This window comes from Bacillus cereus group sp. MYBK95-2 (assembly GCF_051915225.1).
Taxonomy (GTDB): domain Bacteria; phylum Bacillota; class Bacilli; order Bacillales; family Bacillaceae_G; genus Bacillus_A; species Bacillus_A cereus.
Genome location: NZ_JBQAEH010000005.1, coordinates 148,609 through 164,628, shown reverse-complemented (window position 1 = coordinate 164,628; position 16,020 = coordinate 148,609). Strand labels below are relative to the sequence as shown.

The window sequence follows — 16,020 nt, the reverse complement described above, 5'->3', positions numbered from 1 at the left end:
AGGAGGAAAGCGATATGAAAAAGATTGGTTTTATCGGTTTAGGTAACATGGGCCTTCCAATGTCAAAAAATCTAGTTAAATCAGGTTACACAGTATATGGCGTGGACTTAAATAAAGAGGCGGAAGCGTCCTTTGAAAAAGAAGGCGGAATTATCGGTCTATCAATCTCAAAACTAGCAGAAACATGTGATGTAGTTTTTACAAGTTTACCTTCACCTCGCGCTGTTGAAGCGGTATATTTTGGAGCAGAAGGATTATTTGAAAATGGTCACTCGAATGTAGTTTTCATTGATACAAGTACGGTATCGCCGCAGTTAAACAAACAGTTAGAGGAAGCTGCAAAGGAAAAGAAAGTAGACTTTTTAGCAGCACCTGTGAGCGGTGGTGTAATAGGAGCCGAAAACCGTACATTAACGTTTATGGTTGGTGGATCAAAAGACGTATATGAGAAAACGGAATCTATCATGGGCGTACTAGGCGCGAACATTTTCCACGTTAGTGAGCAGATTGATAGTGGTACAACTGTTAAGTTAATTAATAACTTATTAATTGGTTTTTATACAGCTGGTGTGAGTGAAGCTTTAACATTAGCGAAAAAGAATAATATGGATTTAGATAAAATGTTTGATATTTTAAATGTAAGTTACGGTCAAAGTAGAATTTATGAACGTAATTATAAAAGTTTTATAGCACCTGAAAACTACGAGCCAGGATTTACTGTGAACTTATTGAAGAAAGATTTAGGATTTGCAGTTGACTTAGCTAAGGAAAGCGAACTCCATTTACCGGTAAGCGAAATGTTATTAAACGTATATGACGAAGCGAGTCAAGCTGGATATGGTGAAAACGATATGGCTGCTTTATATAAGAAAGTTAGCGAGCAATTAATTTCTAATCAAAAATAAATTATACAAAGGAGAGAATACAATGATTACAACTGAAATTAAACGAGTAAAAAATCACATTAACGGTGAGTGGGTTGAATCGACAGGTACGGAAGTAGAAGCAGTTCCAAATCCAGCGACTGGAAAAATTATCGCTTACGTTCCACTATCTCCAAAAGAAGATGTTGAAAAAGCTGTTGAAGCGGCAAAAGCAGCATTCGAAACATGGTCTAAAGTACCAGTTCCAAATCGTTCAAGAAATTTATATAAATATTTACAGCTATTACAAGAAAACAAAGATGAGCTTGCAAAAATCATTACGCTAGAAAATGGTAAGACGCTAACGGATGCAACAGGTGAAGTACAGCGTGGTATTGAAGCGGTAGAACTTGCAACATCTACGCCAAATTTAATGATGGGTCAAGCACTTCCGAATATCGCTAGCGGAATTGATGGATCGATTTGGCGCTACCCAATCGGAGTTGTTGCTGGTATTACACCGTTTAACTTCCCGATGATGATTCCGTTATGGATGTTCCCACTTGCAATTGCTTGCGGTAATACATTCGTATTAAAAACATCTGAAAGAACGCCACTTTTAGCGGAGCGACTTGTAGAATTATTCTATGAAGCAGGTTTCCCAAAAGGCGTATTAAATTTAGTGCAAGGCGGAAAAGATGTTGTAAATAGCATTTTAGAAAATAAAGATATTCAGGCTGTTTCGTTCGTTGGCTCTGAGCCGGTAGCTCGTTACGTATATGAAACAGGTACGAAACACGGAAAACGTGTACAAGCATTAGCAGGTGCGAAAAACCATGCGATTGTAATGCCAGATTGCAATCTTGAGAAAACAGTACAAGGTGTAATTGGATCTGCATTTGCAAGTAGTGGAGAGCGCTGCATGGCATGCTCAGTAGTAGCAGTAGTGGATGAAATTGCTGATGAATTTATTGATGTATTAGTAGCAGAAACGAAAAAATTAAAAGTAGGCGATGGCTTTAACGAAGATAACTATGTTGGACCATTAATCCGTGAATCTCATAAAGAGCGCGTTTTAGGCTATATTAATAGCGGTGTAGCAGATGGGGCAACTTTATTAGTAGATGGCCGTAAAATTAATGAAGAAGTTGGAGAAGGTTACTTTGTAGGTGCGACAATCTTTGATGGCGTGAATCAAGAAATGAAAATTTGGCAAGATGAAATTTTTGCTCCAGTATTAAGTATTGTACGTGTTAAAGATTTAGAAGAAGGTATTAAACTAACAAATCAATCTAAATTTGCAAATGGTGCGGTTATTTATACGTCAAATGGTAAACATGCACAAACATTCCGTGATAATATCGATGCTGGTATGATTGGTGTAAACGTAAACGTTCCAGCACCAATGGCATTCTTCGCATTTGCAGGAAATAAAGCTTCATTCTTTGGTGATTTAGGTACAAATGGTACAGATGGCGTTCAATTCTATACACGTAAAAAAGTTGTAACTGAGCGCTGGTTTTAATATAGAGTAAACAACCAAATCAGTTATTAGATGAAAACCACCACTATTAATAGTGGTGGTTTTCGTCTTGTTAATTATTTTTTTCAAAAGCTAGTTTAATACCAAATCCAATTAGGACGACTCCTGTTAGCCCTTGAATATAACGTTGCGTCTTCGGTTTTTTCATAAAAGCACTAATTTTATCAATTAAAAATATATAAAATGCAAACCAAATGACTGTTAAAACGAGGTAAGTAAGGCCCATTACAAGAAGTTGAATAAATGTATTATGATTTGGATTTAAAAATTGTGGTAAAAAAGTTAAAAAGAAGACTGCTACTTTAGGGTTTAATAAATTTGTAAGAAATCCTTGGCGAAAGCAAGAAGTATGTTCGTTTTCATTATTCAAAGATAGATCATTTGTATCTAAGTTTTCTTTGTTTCTTACTGCTAAAAGGGCTTTAATACCGATATATATTAAATAGAGAGCCCCAACGTACTTGAAAATAGAAAATAAAAGAGCTGACTTTACAATAAGTGCAGAAAGACCAATTACAGCAGCTAAAGTATGAATTAATAGTGCAATACATGTACCAAACACTGTTTTCACTCCACCGACTTTACCAGCAACCAATGTATTTTTCGTAGCCATTGCTGTATCTGGACCAGGTAAAATGATAAGGCAAATAGACATAATGATGAAAAGAAGATAATTTTCTATCATAGCCGCCCCTCCTTTTTATTTTTAGAATATTTGATTAAAATCAGTGTAGCACAAAAATGGATTTAATAAAATTAAATTTTATTAAAAATAATTAAATAAAAAAGGCTATATAGTAGCTGTAATTACACTACTATATAGCCTCGATTTTATACCGCTATTTGCGGGTAGTAAGATTTTCACCACACAAGATTTAGCTGAAGCAAAGAAGTTAGGTGGGGGATGAACAAAATATCCCCTCATGACAATTTCATTTTATGCATTAAGTAAGTTAAAGAAACGATTCACATCTTCTTCTGAAACGTCACTTAACTGTTTATATTTATAATTCGGATTTTGATCTTTATCAACGACAACGGAGCGTACTCCTTCGAAGAAATCTTCATGTCTCATGAAGTTTTTAGCAAGTATAAGGTCCGTAGCGAAACATTCTTCAACGGATTTATCTTGTCCATCAATAAACTGTTTTAATGTTACTTTTAGTGAAATAGGGGATTTTGATAACAGTATTTCTTTCGTTTTTAGAGCAAAGGAGCTTTCATCTTTCTCCAATGAATGGATGATTTCTTCAATTGTATCGAAAGCAAAATGTGAATTGATTACTTCTAATGAAGGAGCGAGCTCGCTTTCTAAGTTTGGAGCAGTTGCAAATGTACGAATAACTTCTTTTAAATTAGTATGTACATCATCTTCTTTATGCCAATTTACACTTTCAAGTTCAGTAAGAAACTCTGGTAATGAATCAGATGTCATAAAGTAATCTGCAGCATTAATAAATAATACGTCAGAAGCTTTTAAAATAGATGCTGTTAAAGCAACGAAGCGTCCTGTATATCCAGGTGCTTTATTTAAGAAATATGCAGCTCCGACGTCTGGGAAGAAGCCGATATTCATCTCTGGCATTGCCCATTTCGTACGCTCAGTTACAATGCGATACTTCGCACCATTTGTAAGACCGACACCACCGCCCATTACAATTCCATCTAAACAAGCAATAATCGGTTTTGTATATTGATAAATATATGTATCAATTTCATACTCTTCTTCAAAAAAACGTTCTGCATGTTGCAATGCCACTTCATTGGAACGCGCTTCATAAAGAGTTTTAATGTCGCCACCTGCACAAAAACCTTTTGTGCCAGCTCCTTTTAACACGATAAGTGCAATACGCTCATCGTGTTCCCACTCTTTAAGTTTTTGTCCGATAGGTTGTAACATGTCATAAGATAAAGAATTAAGTGCTTTTGGACGGTTTAAAGTAATTGTTGCAACGCCGTTTTCACTAACAGAAAATAAAACTTGTTCAGTCATAATGCATCCTCCCTTACATATCTTCTTATTCTTAATTCTTGATATGTACTGAAATGTCCTTTATAAATTTTGTCAAAAGTTGACGGTAAATATTAATTTGGTCACTGCATATTTTGACGAGTTATCTTTGCAGGATTTCAGAGACTGAGAGGGAATATTACAACATTACTGTAAGTGTAATTATTTGAAGTTATAATGATAAAAGCGCTATTATATAGGTGTGAAATGTTCATTATCAATTCTAAAAGTGTGTTTGAAGAAAAAATAAATCGTACAATTGTAATAAAAAATTTTACACTGAATTAGAAATAGAGAAAGGAGAAATCGGAATGCCAGGACCTTTACTATTGTCGGTTATTATTTTGTCTTTTTTAATGATAGGAATAACGCAGTATTTTCATCATACAGATACGACAGAAGAAGTGAAGGATAAAGTACGTCTCGTATTTCCGATTTTTATAATATCTATTTCATTCTGTATTTTATTAAATAAAGATGGCTACATTGTCGCAGTGTTCTCATTTTTCGTCGCAATCGTCGTAATTACTGTTTTATATTATGTAATGAAAGACTTTATACAAAAATAAAGATGTCACAATAGGCATTTTTATTTTGGGGGAAATGTAAAATTTCACATACCGTATTTTATATAAAATACATAAAGCATATAACAATAGAAAAGTGTGTACTTTGCTGTGTATGTACTTGTCAATCTTGCATAGCCACTATACTATTAAAATGTAGAGATTATAAAAAGGGGTTGTATCTATCATGAAATTTGAGATGCACACAAAAATTATTTCAAATGAAAAAGAAGTAAGATTACATATTGAAGAAAATATATTTCAATTAATATTGGATGGTTATCACTTATTTACAATTCAAGAAATATTGCCTTTATATAAATCAAATGAAGAAAGAATTGGAAGTGCAACAATATTGAAACTAGAGTGGGAGAACGGAAAAACTACAATAAACTATCAACTCGTTTCACTAAAATCAGTAAATTAAAAGGAGTAGAAAAATATGAAGTTATTTCATACAGCGGATTGGCATTTAGGAAAGCTTGTTCATGGCGTGTATATGACTGAAGACCAAAAGATTGTATTAGATCAGTTTGTACAGGCTGTTGAAGAAGAAAAACCAGATGCTGTAATTATTGCAGGGGATTTATATGACCGAGCAATTCCACCTACAGAAGCAGTAGACTTATTAAATGATGTGCTGCAAAAAATAGTTATTGATTTACAAACACCAGTTATTGCAGTAGCTGGTAATCATGATAGTCCGGATCGTATCCATTTTGGAAGTAGTTTAATGAAAAAACAAGGATTACATATTGCAGGTCAATTTCAATTCCCGTACGAACCTGTTGTACTAAATGATGAATATGGAGAGGTTCACTTCCATCTAATACCGTATGCAGACCCAAGCATAGTTAGACACGTGTTGAAAAATGAAGACGTACGTTCTCATGATGATGCGATGCGCATTTTTATGAATGAGCTCTCTGAAACGATGGATAAAGAAGCTAGACATGTATTTGTTGGACATGCATTTGTAACTTCTTCAGGAGAAGCGGAGGAGAATACAAGTGATGCAGAACGACCACTTTCAATTGGTGGTGCTGAATATGTAAATAGTCATTATTTTGATAAGTTTCATTACACAGCGCTTGGACATTTACATCAAGCGCATTTCGTACGTAATGAGACCATTAGATATTCAGGTTCACCACTTGCCTATTCAATTTCTGAAGAGAAACATAAAAAAGGTTATTACATTGTAGAACTGAATGAAACTGGTGAAGTAGCAATTGAAAAAAGGTTACTTTCACCACGTCGTAAAATGCGAACAGTAGAAGCGAAAATAGATGAATTATTACAGCACCCAGTAAGTGAAGATTACGTATTTGTAAAATTATTAGACGAAAACCCTGTCTTACAGCCAATGGAGAAAATACGATCTGTATATCCAAATGCAATGCACGTTGAAAGAGCGATGCAAAGGCGAGAACTCACAGATACAAATGAAGTAACGGTTTCAAGACATAAAACGGATGATTTATCTCTTTTAAAGGCTTTCTATAAAGAAATGAAAGGGTTAGATTTATCAGAAGAGAAAGAACGCCTATTTATAGATGTATTACAAACAGTGCAAGAACGGGAAGGTGAACGAGGATGAGACCGATTCAGCTTATTATGACAGCATTCGGGCCATATAAACAGAAAGAAGTAATCGATTTTGAAGATCTTGGAGAACATCGTATTTTCGCTATTTCTGGGAATACGGGAGCTGGAAAAACAACGATTTTTGATGCGATTTGTTATGTGTTATATGGTGAGGCTAGTGGAGAAGAACGTAGTGATACGAGCATGCTTCGAAGTCAATTTGCTGATGATAATGTTTATACAAGTGTTGAATTAACCTTTCAGTTAAAAGGGAAACGCTATGAAATAAAACGACAACTTGGACATAAAAAACAAGGGAATAAGACCATTACAGGACATGCAGTAGAATTATATGAAGTTATTGATGGAGAAAACGTTCCAGCCGTCGATCGTTTTCATGTAACAGACGTAAACAAAAAAGTGGAAGATTTAATTGGGTTAAGTAAACATCAATTTAGCCAAATTGTTATGTTACCCCAAGGGGAATTCCGAAAACTATTAACATCTGAGACGGAAAACAAAGAAGAGATTTTACGTCGTATTTTTAAAACGGATCGTTATAAATTAATGCGTGAGTTACTTGATCAAAAGAGAAAACAATGGAAAGATGTCTTGCAAGAAAAACAAAAAGAGAGAGAGCTCTATTTCCGTAATGTTTTTAAATTACCAATCCGTGATGGAGCATTATTAGAGACATTAGTGGCACAAGAACATGTAAATACGCATCAAGTAGTAGAAGCGTTAGAACAAGAAACAACCGTGTATAAGGCAGAGGTTGAGCAATTACAAGTAGAACAAGATGTTCAAACGAAGCAATTAAAGGATGCAGAAACACGTTTTCATGCAGCAAAATCTGTAAATGAGAAATTTATAGATTTACAACAAAAGAATGAGAAATATAACACTTTACAAGAGAACCGTGCAGCAATTGAAAGGAAAGAAAAATCCTTTAAACGTGCGGAACAAGCAAAGCGCTTATTACCATTTGAACAATGGTATGAAGAAGCGATGGAAAATGAGCAGAAAGCTGAAAGTTTGTTAAAACAGATAAGCGTCAAACAAGAACAGATAATGAATAGCTTTGAACTTGCTCAGGAGAAGTATGAAGTAGTAAAGAATAAAGAAGCTGAGCGAGAAGAGGCTAAAAAACTTGTTCAAAGATTAGAAGAGTTACAAGCGATTATTGAATCATTAGCTGAGAGAAAGCTGAATTTACAAAATACCGAAATCCAAATAGGGAAATTAAAAGAAAGTATGCAAAAGTTAGATCAACAACTAGAAGAGCATACAAACAAAAAACAGAGAATGTCTGATGAATTGCAGCAATTAGAACAAGCACTTGAGCAATATGTAGCTAAAGTAGAAGAACTAACGAATATGCGAGAAGATGCAAAAGTTTTAAAGCAAGCATATGATGTTTGGCAAGAAAAACAAAAATTCGAGCAAGAAAAAGAAGCGGCAAATAATAAAATGCAAGTGGCAGTTCGTGCATATGAAAACATGGAGCGCCGCTGGTTAAGTGAACAAGCTGGTATATTAGCTCTTCATTTACATGACGGTGAATCTTGTCCGGTATGTGGTAGTACGAATCATCCGCAAAAAGCTACAGAGCAAAGTAATGCGATCGATGAAAAAGAGTTAAACGATTTAAGAGATAAGAAGAACATTGCTGAAAAATTACATGTGCAAGTAGAGGAGAAATGGAATTTCTATCGACTACAATATGAACAAGTGATAGAAGAAGTTGTGAAGCGCGGCTACAACTCGGAAAAATTAGCTGAAACATATAGTGCACTTGTTCAAAAAGGAAAACAATTAGCTGCAGACGTTAATACGTTAAAAGCAAGTGAAGAAACACGTAAGCAGATTGCTGCGAACATGAAAAGCGTAGAAGAAAAAATAGAAGAACTTCAGAAACAAAAACGAGAAGTGGAAACAATGCAGCACCGTACAGAAATGGAGTGTATGCAACTTTGTACGTCATATGAACATGATAAACGAAATATTCCAGAAAACTTACAAACAGTACAAGCTTGGAAAGCACAGTTTGACCAAGCTATGCAGGAACTTAGGTTAATGGAGGACGAATGGAAGAAAGTGCAGGAAGCGTATCAGCATTGGCAAAATGAAAATATACGTATTCAAGCAGAACAAAAAGGTGCTTCTAATCAATTTGAAAGTGCAAAATTAAAGAAAGAAGAGACTTTCGCACGCTTTATGAAAGAGCTAGAACAAAGCGGGTTTACAGACGAATTCACGTATAAAGAAGCCAAATTAAGCGATCACGAGATGGAAATGTTACAAAAAGAAATTCAAGGTTATTATTCATCGCTTGAAGTGCTTGCAAAACAAATTGAAGAGTTACAAGCTGAATTAAAAGATAAAGAGTATATGGATATTACAGCGTTAGGTGAACACATAACAGAATTACAAATTAATCTCGATATCATTAAAGAAAAACGTCAACGTGCGCAAAATGCGGTAACATATATTTCTGATTTACATGAAAACATTAGACGTATTGATGAGCAAATTCATGAGGAAGAAAAAGCTTTCCAAGAACTTGTTGACTTATATGAAGTAATGAAAGGTGATAACGAGAGCCGTATATCATTTGAACGTTACATCTTAATTGAGTATTTAGAACAAATTGTTCAAATTGCAAACGAACGATTACGTAAATTATCAAACGGACAATTTTATTTAAAACGAAGTGAACGAGTTGAAAAGAGAAATCGTCAAAGTGGATTAGGCTTAGATGTGTACGATGCATATACTGGCCAAACACGCGATGTAAAAACACTATCCGGCGGAGAGAAATTTAATGCATCACTTTGCCTAGCGCTAGGAATGGCAGATGTCATTCAAGCATATGAAGGTGGTATTTCCATCGAAACGATGTTCATCGATGAAGGGTTCGGTTCATTAGATGAGGAGTCATTAACAAAAGCTGTAGACGCCTTAATTGACCTACAAAAATCAGGCCGATTTATCGGTGTCATTTCACACGTACAAGAGCTGAAAAACGCAATGCCAGCTGTATTAGAAGTAACGAAGCAGAAGGATGGGTGTAGTCAGACTAGGTTTGTGGTGAAGTAAGCTTAGAGAATGGAGTAGGGAATCTACCGATACTTTTAGTGTCATATGTATGAATCATAAAACGTCGTCTCTTCATATTAGAGGCGACGTTTTATTTTATAAAATATCTATGAATTATCTGTAGAAGGCGGCGTATTCTCCAAACGATTATAAGCTTTAAAAGCTGAAATTGCCGATATAACCCCGCCTACTAAAAATAAAGTCGATCCTCCAACTAAGATGATACGACTGACATATGTTTCCAGTGCTTCTTCGACTTCTTCTTGTAACGCTGTAGGCATATGAATCCTCCTTTATAAAAGTTGTTTTATAAATAGTATATACAAACGCCTAAAATGTGTTAAAATAACTGATGATTTTACGCAGTGAGTAATTAGATGAGTAGGATGCGAGTGGCTAAGTAAATCTTCATCACAAATTTATGTGAACTTCACATAGAGCACATATTAACATTGTATTATGTATATGTACCAAATAAATAAATAAAGTGAATGTAAGTTCTGTTTTCAAAAATTTAAAATCCTTTTATTTCTATATGAAAGTTTTAATCAAGGGTTTTAAAAAATTTGGAAATAGATCTTATGAATATGGAATTCATATAAAAGGGGAATGTCTTATGACAACATATACGAGTGAAATGAGAAAAACTTTAGTTTCAGAAGAAGATGTAGATATTTTAAAAATTATGGCGCATCCAATCAGACTGCAAATTGTAAATGAATTAAGTACGAGAAAAACTTGTAATGTAACACAATTAACAGAGTTACTGAATATTCCGCAATCTACTGTTTCACAACATTTATCAAAAATGAAGGGTAAAGTGTTACGAGCAGAGAGAAGAGGTTTAGAAATTTATTATCATATTAACAATTTAAAAGCGAGTAAGATTGTTAATGTTTTAGGGTATATAAACTAGTGAAATATTTTTATATAAAATAGCCCCTGCTGTTGAGCAGGGGCTATTTTGTGTTGTTTTATGTATTTGTATTTAAAACTTTATAGTTTTTATGATTTACAATTGTTCGATCAAATTCAAAAGTACCACCGCTTACATTTGTAATTTCAACTAAGACCGATTCAGTATAAAGTTTTAATACAGATCCTGTAATCTTTAAATTATTTCGTTGAAAAAGTATAGTATCCCCTACGTTTGCTTTCATAGTACCTCCTCATTAAAGACAGAAATATTTTTTTATTATATATATTAAACCACGGATAGATATATTAGTGAATATTTAGTTTTATTTATTGGGAAAAAATTTGTTCTCTAATAGAAGAGTATAAAGTACTCTTATGTTAAAAGTTATATTTTATTTAAGTTTATCCCGCTATTTGCTGGGCAGTAAGACCCCCACCTCAAAATTCAGTGGAAACAAAGAAGTTAGGTGGGGGCCCTGCTGCCCATAAAAGCCCGATTGGTGAGGGTTGATTAAAGTTTCACTTTATTATAAGTAAATTGTTTTCAGCATTAGCGAAACAATATTTCTATGTAAATACTGCAGAGAAGCAAATTATTCAAAAAACAGACACTATGTAGCCCAAAACGTAAAGTAGATAAGTAAAGTTTTTTTCAGGAGTATAAGAAAAATATACGTTTATTAATAAGATCTCTAATTGGTAAAATTCCAATTAAAAACATAGAAAAACTTTAATATAAAAAGGTAATCAATTAAAAATGGAGAAGTAATATATACGAAAGGAGAGATTTATATGAATAAAGGGAAAAAACAAGTTAGTCAACTTAGTTTTCTGGTGAATTTTATGAACGACAAGGGGAGTCTTGTGAAAATTTAATAGTATTATAGTATCCCCTTGTGAAAAAATGGTTGGGGGAATATATAAATGATAACAGAAATGAATATTAAAGTAGTTTGTGAAGAATCGTTTTCAAAAAGAGAAATAAAAATTTTAGAGACGTTTCTTTCAACTTTATCGGGGCATTCTAATGCTCTCGTTACAAAAGAAGGGATGTTTTTAAACCCATTAAGTAAAGAGAAGAGTGTGATTTATTATCATAACTTTGTATTTGTAAAATCACTTACAGAACAAATGTGTGCAGAATTAAAAGAAGTTTTAACAAGACGTATTAAAAATGCTTTCATTATGATGGAATTTGTAGAGCCAATTGTTACATTTGAAGAAACAATTATAAACGTATAAAAAAAGTCAGGCTTATGAATTGACCTAATAAAACCGTCTCTTTAATAAATAGTAAAGAGACGGTTTTATTGTTTCACTTTTTAAAAAAGGGTTCAAAAACAAATGTAAATCGAGCTTATACAAAAACTACTTATTAAATAACTGTTACGTATTTAATAAGTAGTTTTTGTATTTCATCCTTCGTTTTTTGTAACTGATTCTACGTTTTTGACGCTCTGTCTTGTAAGTGCTTACATGAACGAAAACATCTTATACAATGAAGGTGTCAAATCAAAAGAGGTGACCAAAATGAACATAAAAAAAGTAAATTTAGCGAATAGCATTGAAATAGAAAGAGGAGGCGGAAAGGTATGAAAAAATCAACTGTTAATCCATGGTTTGTTGTCCTTGGCACAGTTATAGTACAAATGGGGCTTGGGACGATATATACATGGAGTTTATTCAATCAGCCTTTAGTTAGTAAATACGGTTGGAGTCTTAACGCTGTTGCGATAACTTTCTCAATTACTAGTCTTTCTTTAGCATTTTCAACTTTATTTGCGAGTAAATTGCAAGAAAAATGGGGACTTCGTAAACTTATTATGATAGCTGGATTAGCATTAGGACTAGGGTTAATACTTAGTTCACAAGCTTCTTCATTAATATTGCTTTATGTACTAGCAGGAGTTGTTGTAGGTTATGCAGATGGTACAGCATATATCACTTCACTATCAAATTTAATAAAGTGGTTTCCAGAGCGTAAAGGTTTAATTGCTGGTATTTCTGTCTCTGCATATGGTTCAGGTAGCTTAATCTTTAAATACGTTAACGCACAGTTGATTGAATCAGTTGGTGTATCGCAAGCATTTATATACTGGGGTTTAATTGTTACAGCTATGATTGTAATTGGTGCTTGTTTAATCCATCAAGCTGCAGATCAAGGAGCAGTTCATGAAACAAAAACTAAGGAATACACAACGAAAGAAATGTTAGGCACAAAACAAGTATACTTATTATTTATCATGTTATTTACATCATGTATGAGTGGCTTATACTTAATTGGTATGGTAAAAGACATTGGTGTTCAACTTGTAGGACTTAGCGCAGCAACAGCAGCTAATGCGGTGGCTATGGTTGCAATCTTCAATACATTAGGTCGTATCATTTTAGGACCGTTATCGGATAAAATTGGGCGTTTAAAAATCGTTACTGGTACTTTTGTTGTTATGGCGAGTTCAGTCTTAGTTCTAAGTTTTGTAGATTTAAATTATGGTATTTACTTCGTATGTGTAGCAAGTGTAGCGTTTTGCTTTGGTGGAAATATCACTATTTTCCCAGCTATTGTTGGTGATTTCTTCGGTATGAAAAACCATAGTAAGAACTACGGAATTGTGTATCAAGGATTTGGATTTGGGGCGCTTGCAGGTTCCTTTATCGGTGCACTTCTAGGTGGATTCAAACCAACGTTCATGGTGATCGGTGTATTATGTGTCGTGTCATTCATTATCGCAATTTTAATTCAAGCACCTAAACAGAAAAAAGAACAAGAAGAAGAGTATCGCAGCGTAGCATAAGTATACAAATCTTCTATAACACTATGATTACGAAAAAGCATCCTATTCTATTAATTAGGATGCTTTTTTATGAGTTATTTTAACAAGGTTAAATTACTTTTGTGATTTTTATAGATATAAAAGTGAGTGGAATACCCATTTGGAATATAATAAATTGATACATCATATTCGAAATATATATTAAATCTTAAATGATAAAGAAGACATTCATTAGTATTTGTAAGATATATTTTCAGAAAAATATTGAGAAAATATATACTTGAGTTTTTCATAAAGCATTGTAAATGAACGTATCTCTAGTTTATCTTCTTCAATTTTAAAAAGAGGAGTTTGAATTTTATTTATAATATAAGTACATTTAATGCGTTTAGGTATGATTTTATTAAGAAGCATTAAAATACTTTATCTGAAAAATAAAAAAAGATTGACAAGTTTATTGAGAAACATTATCATTTCGGTGTAAGATAGTAAATGAAAAACATTATCAATAAAATGGATTTTAAAGTAATGCGCACTTGACCAATTAGTTTAGTAAGTGTATTATTTTTTACAACATGACTGATAATGAAAATCAATATCATTTATGTTACTTAATGAAATTAATGTTTATGTGAAAGGATAGAGAAAATGAACTTAGGGGAATTTGATGGGCAAACAGTTTTAGTAACAGGTGCAGCACAAGGCATAGGCAGTGTTGTTGCCAAAATGTTTTTAGAAAGAGGAGCCACAGTTATTGCGGTTGATCAAAATGAAGAGGGGTTAAATGTACTCTTAAATCAAAATGAATTAAATAAAACACGTATGAAAACGTTTCGTTTAGATGTGAGTAATAGCGCTGCTGTTGAAGACATGGTAAATCATATTGCAAATGAAATAGCGCCAATAGATATTTTAATAAATGTTGCAGGGGTTTTACGTATGGGACCAATTCATTCGTTAAGTGATGAAGATTGGAATAAAACATTCTCTGTAAATACTACAGGGGTTTTCAATATGTCCCGAGCGGTAAGTAAAAATATGATGTTAAGAAAATCAGGGGCAATTGTTACAGTCGGTTCAAATGCGGCAAATACGCCGAGAATGGAGATGGCTGCGTATGCTGCGTCAAAGGCTGCAACGACGATGTTTATGAAATGTTTAGGACTAGAGCTTGCGGCATACAATATACGCTGCAACTTAGTTTCTCCAGGTTCTACTGAAACTAAGATGCAAAGATTACTATGGGCTGATGAGAATGGAGCTAAAAATATAATTGCTGGTTCTCAAAATACATATAGACTCGGAATTCCATTACAAAAAATTGCACAACCTTCAGAAGTTGCTGAAGCCGTGTTATTTTTAGCCTCAGATAGAGCAAGTCATATTACAATGCACAATTTATGTGTCGATGGCGGTGCTACGTTAGGAGTTTAATCAAAATTCAGGAGGTTATTATATTATGAATGAACATATAGCTGTAAAGGAATTGTCAGAAAAACTTTTAGAAGATTATAAGACTGAATCTTCATTCTTTTTCGCTTCACCAACTCGAACGATATTAGCAGAAGGAGAGTTTACTACAGTAAAGCATCGTGAAATTGAAAATTTCCCAGAGCTTGTGCAAGCGACATTAAGTAATGCGAAACAAGCTGGAAATCCAAATCCTATCGTTGTGGGTGCTTTGCCATTCGATCGTAGAAAAGAAGTCCAACTTATCGTACCAGAATATAGTAGGATTTCTGAGCGTTTACAATTGGATACAACAAATCAGCTTGAAACAAATGAGAACGTAACATTTGAAATGACGCCAATGCCAGACCCTGAAGTTTATATGAATGGTGTGAAGCAAGGAATTAAAAAAATACAGGACGGTGATTTAAAGAAAATCGTTCTATCTAGATCGTTAGATGTTAAATCTTCGGAAAAGATTGATAAGCAAAAACTTCTGCGAGAATTAGCAGAGCATAATAAGCATGGTTATACATTTGCTGTGAATTTACCGAAAGATGAAAAAGAGAACAGTAAGACGCTAATTGGAGCAAGTCCTGAATTACTTGTTTCACGTAATGGTATGCAAGTTATTTCTAACCCGTTAGCTGGTTCAAGGCCACGTAGTGAGGACCCAGTAGAAGATAAAAGAAGAGCAGAGGAATTACTTTCTTCTCCAAAAGATTTACATGAACATGCGGTAGTAGTGGAAGCGGTTGCCGCTGCACTTCGTCCGTATTGTCATACATTACATGTTCCAGAAAAGCCATCAGTTATTCATAGTGAAGCGATGTGGCATTTGTCTACAGAAGTGAAAGGTGAACTGAAGGATCCAAATACTTCTTCTTTACAATTAGCAATTGCCCTTCATCCTACGCCAGCAGTTTGCGGAACTCCGATGGAAAAAGCAAGAGAGGCTATACAGCATATTGAGCCATTTGACCGCGAGTTCTTTACAGGAATGCTAGGATGGAGCGATTTAAATGGAGATGGAGAATGGATTGTTACAATTCGTTGTGCTGAAGTACAAGAAAATACACTGCGTTTATATGCAGGAGCTGGAGTTGTTGCTGAGTCAAAACCAGAAGATGAGTTAGCAGAAACATCAGCTAAGTTCCAAACAATGCTAAAAGCTTTAGGGTTAAGAGATAGTTCACTTAATGAAAAATAG

The 16,020-nt window shown here is 34.0% G+C and carries 15 protein-coding genes; 11 read left to right on the top strand and 4 right to left on the bottom strand.

Annotation, left to right across the window (positions count from 1 at the left end):
• Positions 1–14 precede the first annotated feature (14 nt).
• Positions 15–905, top strand: coding sequence for an NAD(P)-dependent oxidoreductase (locus tag ACTFN4_RS18285; protein WP_000719409.1), 891 nt, complete (start codon positions 15–17; stop codon positions 903–905).
• A 22-nt stretch (positions 906–927) separates the two neighbouring features.
• A complete protein-coding gene (locus ACTFN4_RS18280) occupies positions 928–2,388 on the top strand; it encodes a CoA-acylating methylmalonate-semialdehyde dehydrogenase (protein ID WP_000633344.1) in 1,461 nt (486 codons plus the stop codon).
• 70 nt (positions 2,389–2,458) lie between these two features.
• Here the strand turns inward: ACTFN4_RS18280 and ACTFN4_RS18275 are convergent, their stop codons facing one another.
• Positions 2,459–3,091 (bottom strand): LysE family translocator, encoded by a 633-nt coding sequence (locus ACTFN4_RS18275; protein WP_000572360.1) that lies wholly within the window; start codon positions 3,089–3,091, stop codon positions 2,459–2,461.
• Between the two features lie 252 nt (positions 3,092–3,343).
• The gene (locus ACTFN4_RS18270; protein ID WP_000139775.1) at positions 3,344–4,399 is read right to left on the bottom strand and encodes an enoyl-CoA hydratase/isomerase family protein; all 1,056 of its coding nucleotides are present in this window, start codon (positions 4,397–4,399) and stop codon (positions 3,344–3,346) included.
• 329 nt (positions 4,400–4,728) lie between these two features.
• Between ACTFN4_RS18270 and ACTFN4_RS18265 the strand changes: the two genes are divergently transcribed.
• From ACTFN4_RS18265 to ACTFN4_RS18250, 4 genes are all read left to right on the top strand, one after another.
• The gene (locus ACTFN4_RS18265; RefSeq protein WP_439962651.1) at positions 4,729–4,986 is read left to right on the top strand and encodes a hypothetical protein; all 258 of its coding nucleotides are present in this window, start codon (positions 4,729–4,731) and stop codon (positions 4,984–4,986) included.
• A 184-nt stretch (positions 4,987–5,170) separates the two neighbouring features.
• Positions 5,171–5,410, top strand: coding sequence for a DUF2584 family protein (locus ACTFN4_RS18260; RefSeq protein WP_000667344.1), 240 nt, complete (start codon positions 5,171–5,173; stop codon positions 5,408–5,410).
• A gap of 15 nt (positions 5,411–5,425) precedes the next feature.
• Entirely contained in the window at positions 5,426–6,583 is a 1,158-nt protein-coding gene (locus ACTFN4_RS18255; protein WP_000765150.1) for an exonuclease SbcCD subunit D, read from the top strand.
• Positions 6,580–9,669 (top strand): AAA family ATPase, encoded by a 3,090-nt coding sequence (locus ACTFN4_RS18250; protein WP_439962650.1) that lies wholly within the window; start codon positions 6,580–6,582, stop codon positions 9,667–9,669. The genes ACTFN4_RS18255 and ACTFN4_RS18250 overlap by 4 nt, the downstream gene beginning before the upstream one ends.
• Positions 9,670–9,776: 107 nt before the next feature.
• On the opposite strand, the gene ACTFN4_RS18245 is transcribed toward ACTFN4_RS18250, so the two are convergent.
• Positions 9,777–9,950: a hypothetical protein gene (locus ACTFN4_RS18245; RefSeq protein ID WP_439962649.1), complete on the bottom strand. Its 174-nt coding sequence runs from the start codon at positions 9,948–9,950 to the stop codon at positions 9,777–9,779.
• A gap of 335 nt (positions 9,951–10,285) precedes the next feature.
• Here ACTFN4_RS18245 and ACTFN4_RS18240 point away from each other — a divergent pair, with 335 nt between their 5' ends.
• Entirely contained in the window at positions 10,286–10,585 is a 300-nt protein-coding gene (locus ACTFN4_RS18240; protein WP_000214801.1) for an ArsR/SmtB family transcription factor, read from the top strand.
• A gap of 58 nt (positions 10,586–10,643) precedes the next feature.
• On the opposite strand, the gene ACTFN4_RS18235 is transcribed toward ACTFN4_RS18240, so the two are convergent.
• Complete coding sequence (locus tag ACTFN4_RS18235) at positions 10,644–10,829, bottom strand: YkvS family protein (RefSeq protein ID WP_000646793.1); 186 nt, start codon at positions 10,827–10,829, stop codon at positions 10,644–10,646.
• Between the two features lie 682 nt (positions 10,830–11,511).
• Here ACTFN4_RS18235 and ACTFN4_RS18230 point away from each other — a divergent pair.
• The 4 genes from ACTFN4_RS18230 to dhbC all read left to right on the top strand — a co-directional run bounded on the left by ACTFN4_RS18230 (position 11,512) and on the right by dhbC (position 16,020).
• Positions 11,512–11,829, top strand: a complete 318-nt coding sequence (locus ACTFN4_RS18230; protein ID WP_000627304.1) for a hypothetical protein — start codon at positions 11,512–11,514, stop codon at positions 11,827–11,829.
• Between the two features lie 350 nt (positions 11,830–12,179).
• Positions 12,180–13,382, top strand: a complete 1,203-nt coding sequence (locus ACTFN4_RS18225) for an L-lactate MFS transporter (RefSeq protein ID WP_000750111.1) — start codon at positions 12,180–12,182, stop codon at positions 13,380–13,382.
• 627 nt (positions 13,383–14,009) lie between these two features.
• Entirely contained in the window at positions 14,010–14,795 is a 786-nt protein-coding gene (dhbA, locus tag ACTFN4_RS18220) for a 2,3-dihydro-2,3-dihydroxybenzoate dehydrogenase (protein WP_439962648.1), read from the top strand.
• Between the two features lie 25 nt (positions 14,796–14,820).
• Positions 14,821–16,020 (top strand): isochorismate synthase DhbC, encoded by a 1,200-nt coding sequence (gene dhbC / locus ACTFN4_RS18215; RefSeq protein ID WP_001002068.1) that lies wholly within the window; start codon positions 14,821–14,823, stop codon positions 16,018–16,020.

Bases quoted from the DNA above. Each gene is read 5' to 3' on its own strand.
- ACTFN4_RS18285 (WP_000719409.1), top strand. From the start codon at position 15: ATGAAAAAGATTGGTTTTATCGGTTTAGGTAACATGGGCCTTCCAATG.
- ACTFN4_RS18280 (WP_000633344.1), top strand. From the start codon at position 928: ATGATTACAACTGAAATTAAACGAGTAAAAAATCACATTAACGGTGAG.
- ACTFN4_RS18275 (WP_000572360.1), bottom strand. From the start codon at position 3,091: ATGATAGAAAATTATCTTCTTTTCATCATTATGTCTATTTGCCTTATC.
- ACTFN4_RS18270 (WP_000139775.1), bottom strand. From the start codon at position 4,399: ATGACTGAACAAGTTTTATTTTCTGTTAGTGAAAACGGCGTTGCAACA.
- ACTFN4_RS18265 (WP_439962651.1), top strand. From the start codon at position 4,729: ATGCCAGGACCTTTACTATTGTCGGTTATTATTTTGTCTTTTTTAATG.
- ACTFN4_RS18260 (WP_000667344.1), top strand. From the start codon at position 5,171: ATGAAATTTGAGATGCACACAAAAATTATTTCAAATGAAAAAGAAGTA.
- ACTFN4_RS18255 (WP_000765150.1), top strand. From the start codon at position 5,426: ATGAAGTTATTTCATACAGCGGATTGGCATTTAGGAAAGCTTGTTCAT.
- ACTFN4_RS18250 (WP_439962650.1), top strand. From the start codon at position 6,580: ATGAGACCGATTCAGCTTATTATGACAGCATTCGGGCCATATAAACAG.
- ACTFN4_RS18245 (WP_439962649.1), bottom strand. From the start codon at position 9,950: ATGCCTACAGCGTTACAAGAAGAAGTCGAAGAAGCACTGGAAACATAT.
- ACTFN4_RS18240 (WP_000214801.1), top strand. From the start codon at position 10,286: ATGACAACATATACGAGTGAAATGAGAAAAACTTTAGTTTCAGAAGAA.
- ACTFN4_RS18235 (WP_000646793.1), bottom strand. From the start codon at position 10,829: ATGAAAGCAAACGTAGGGGATACTATACTTTTTCAACGAAATAATTTA.
- ACTFN4_RS18230 (WP_000627304.1), top strand. From the start codon at position 11,512: ATGATAACAGAAATGAATATTAAAGTAGTTTGTGAAGAATCGTTTTCA.
- ACTFN4_RS18225 (WP_000750111.1), top strand. From the start codon at position 12,180: ATGAAAAAATCAACTGTTAATCCATGGTTTGTTGTCCTTGGCACAGTT.
- dhbA (WP_439962648.1), top strand. From the start codon at position 14,010: ATGAACTTAGGGGAATTTGATGGGCAAACAGTTTTAGTAACAGGTGCA.
- dhbC (WP_001002068.1), top strand. From the start codon at position 14,821: ATGAATGAACATATAGCTGTAAAGGAATTGTCAGAAAAACTTTTAGAA.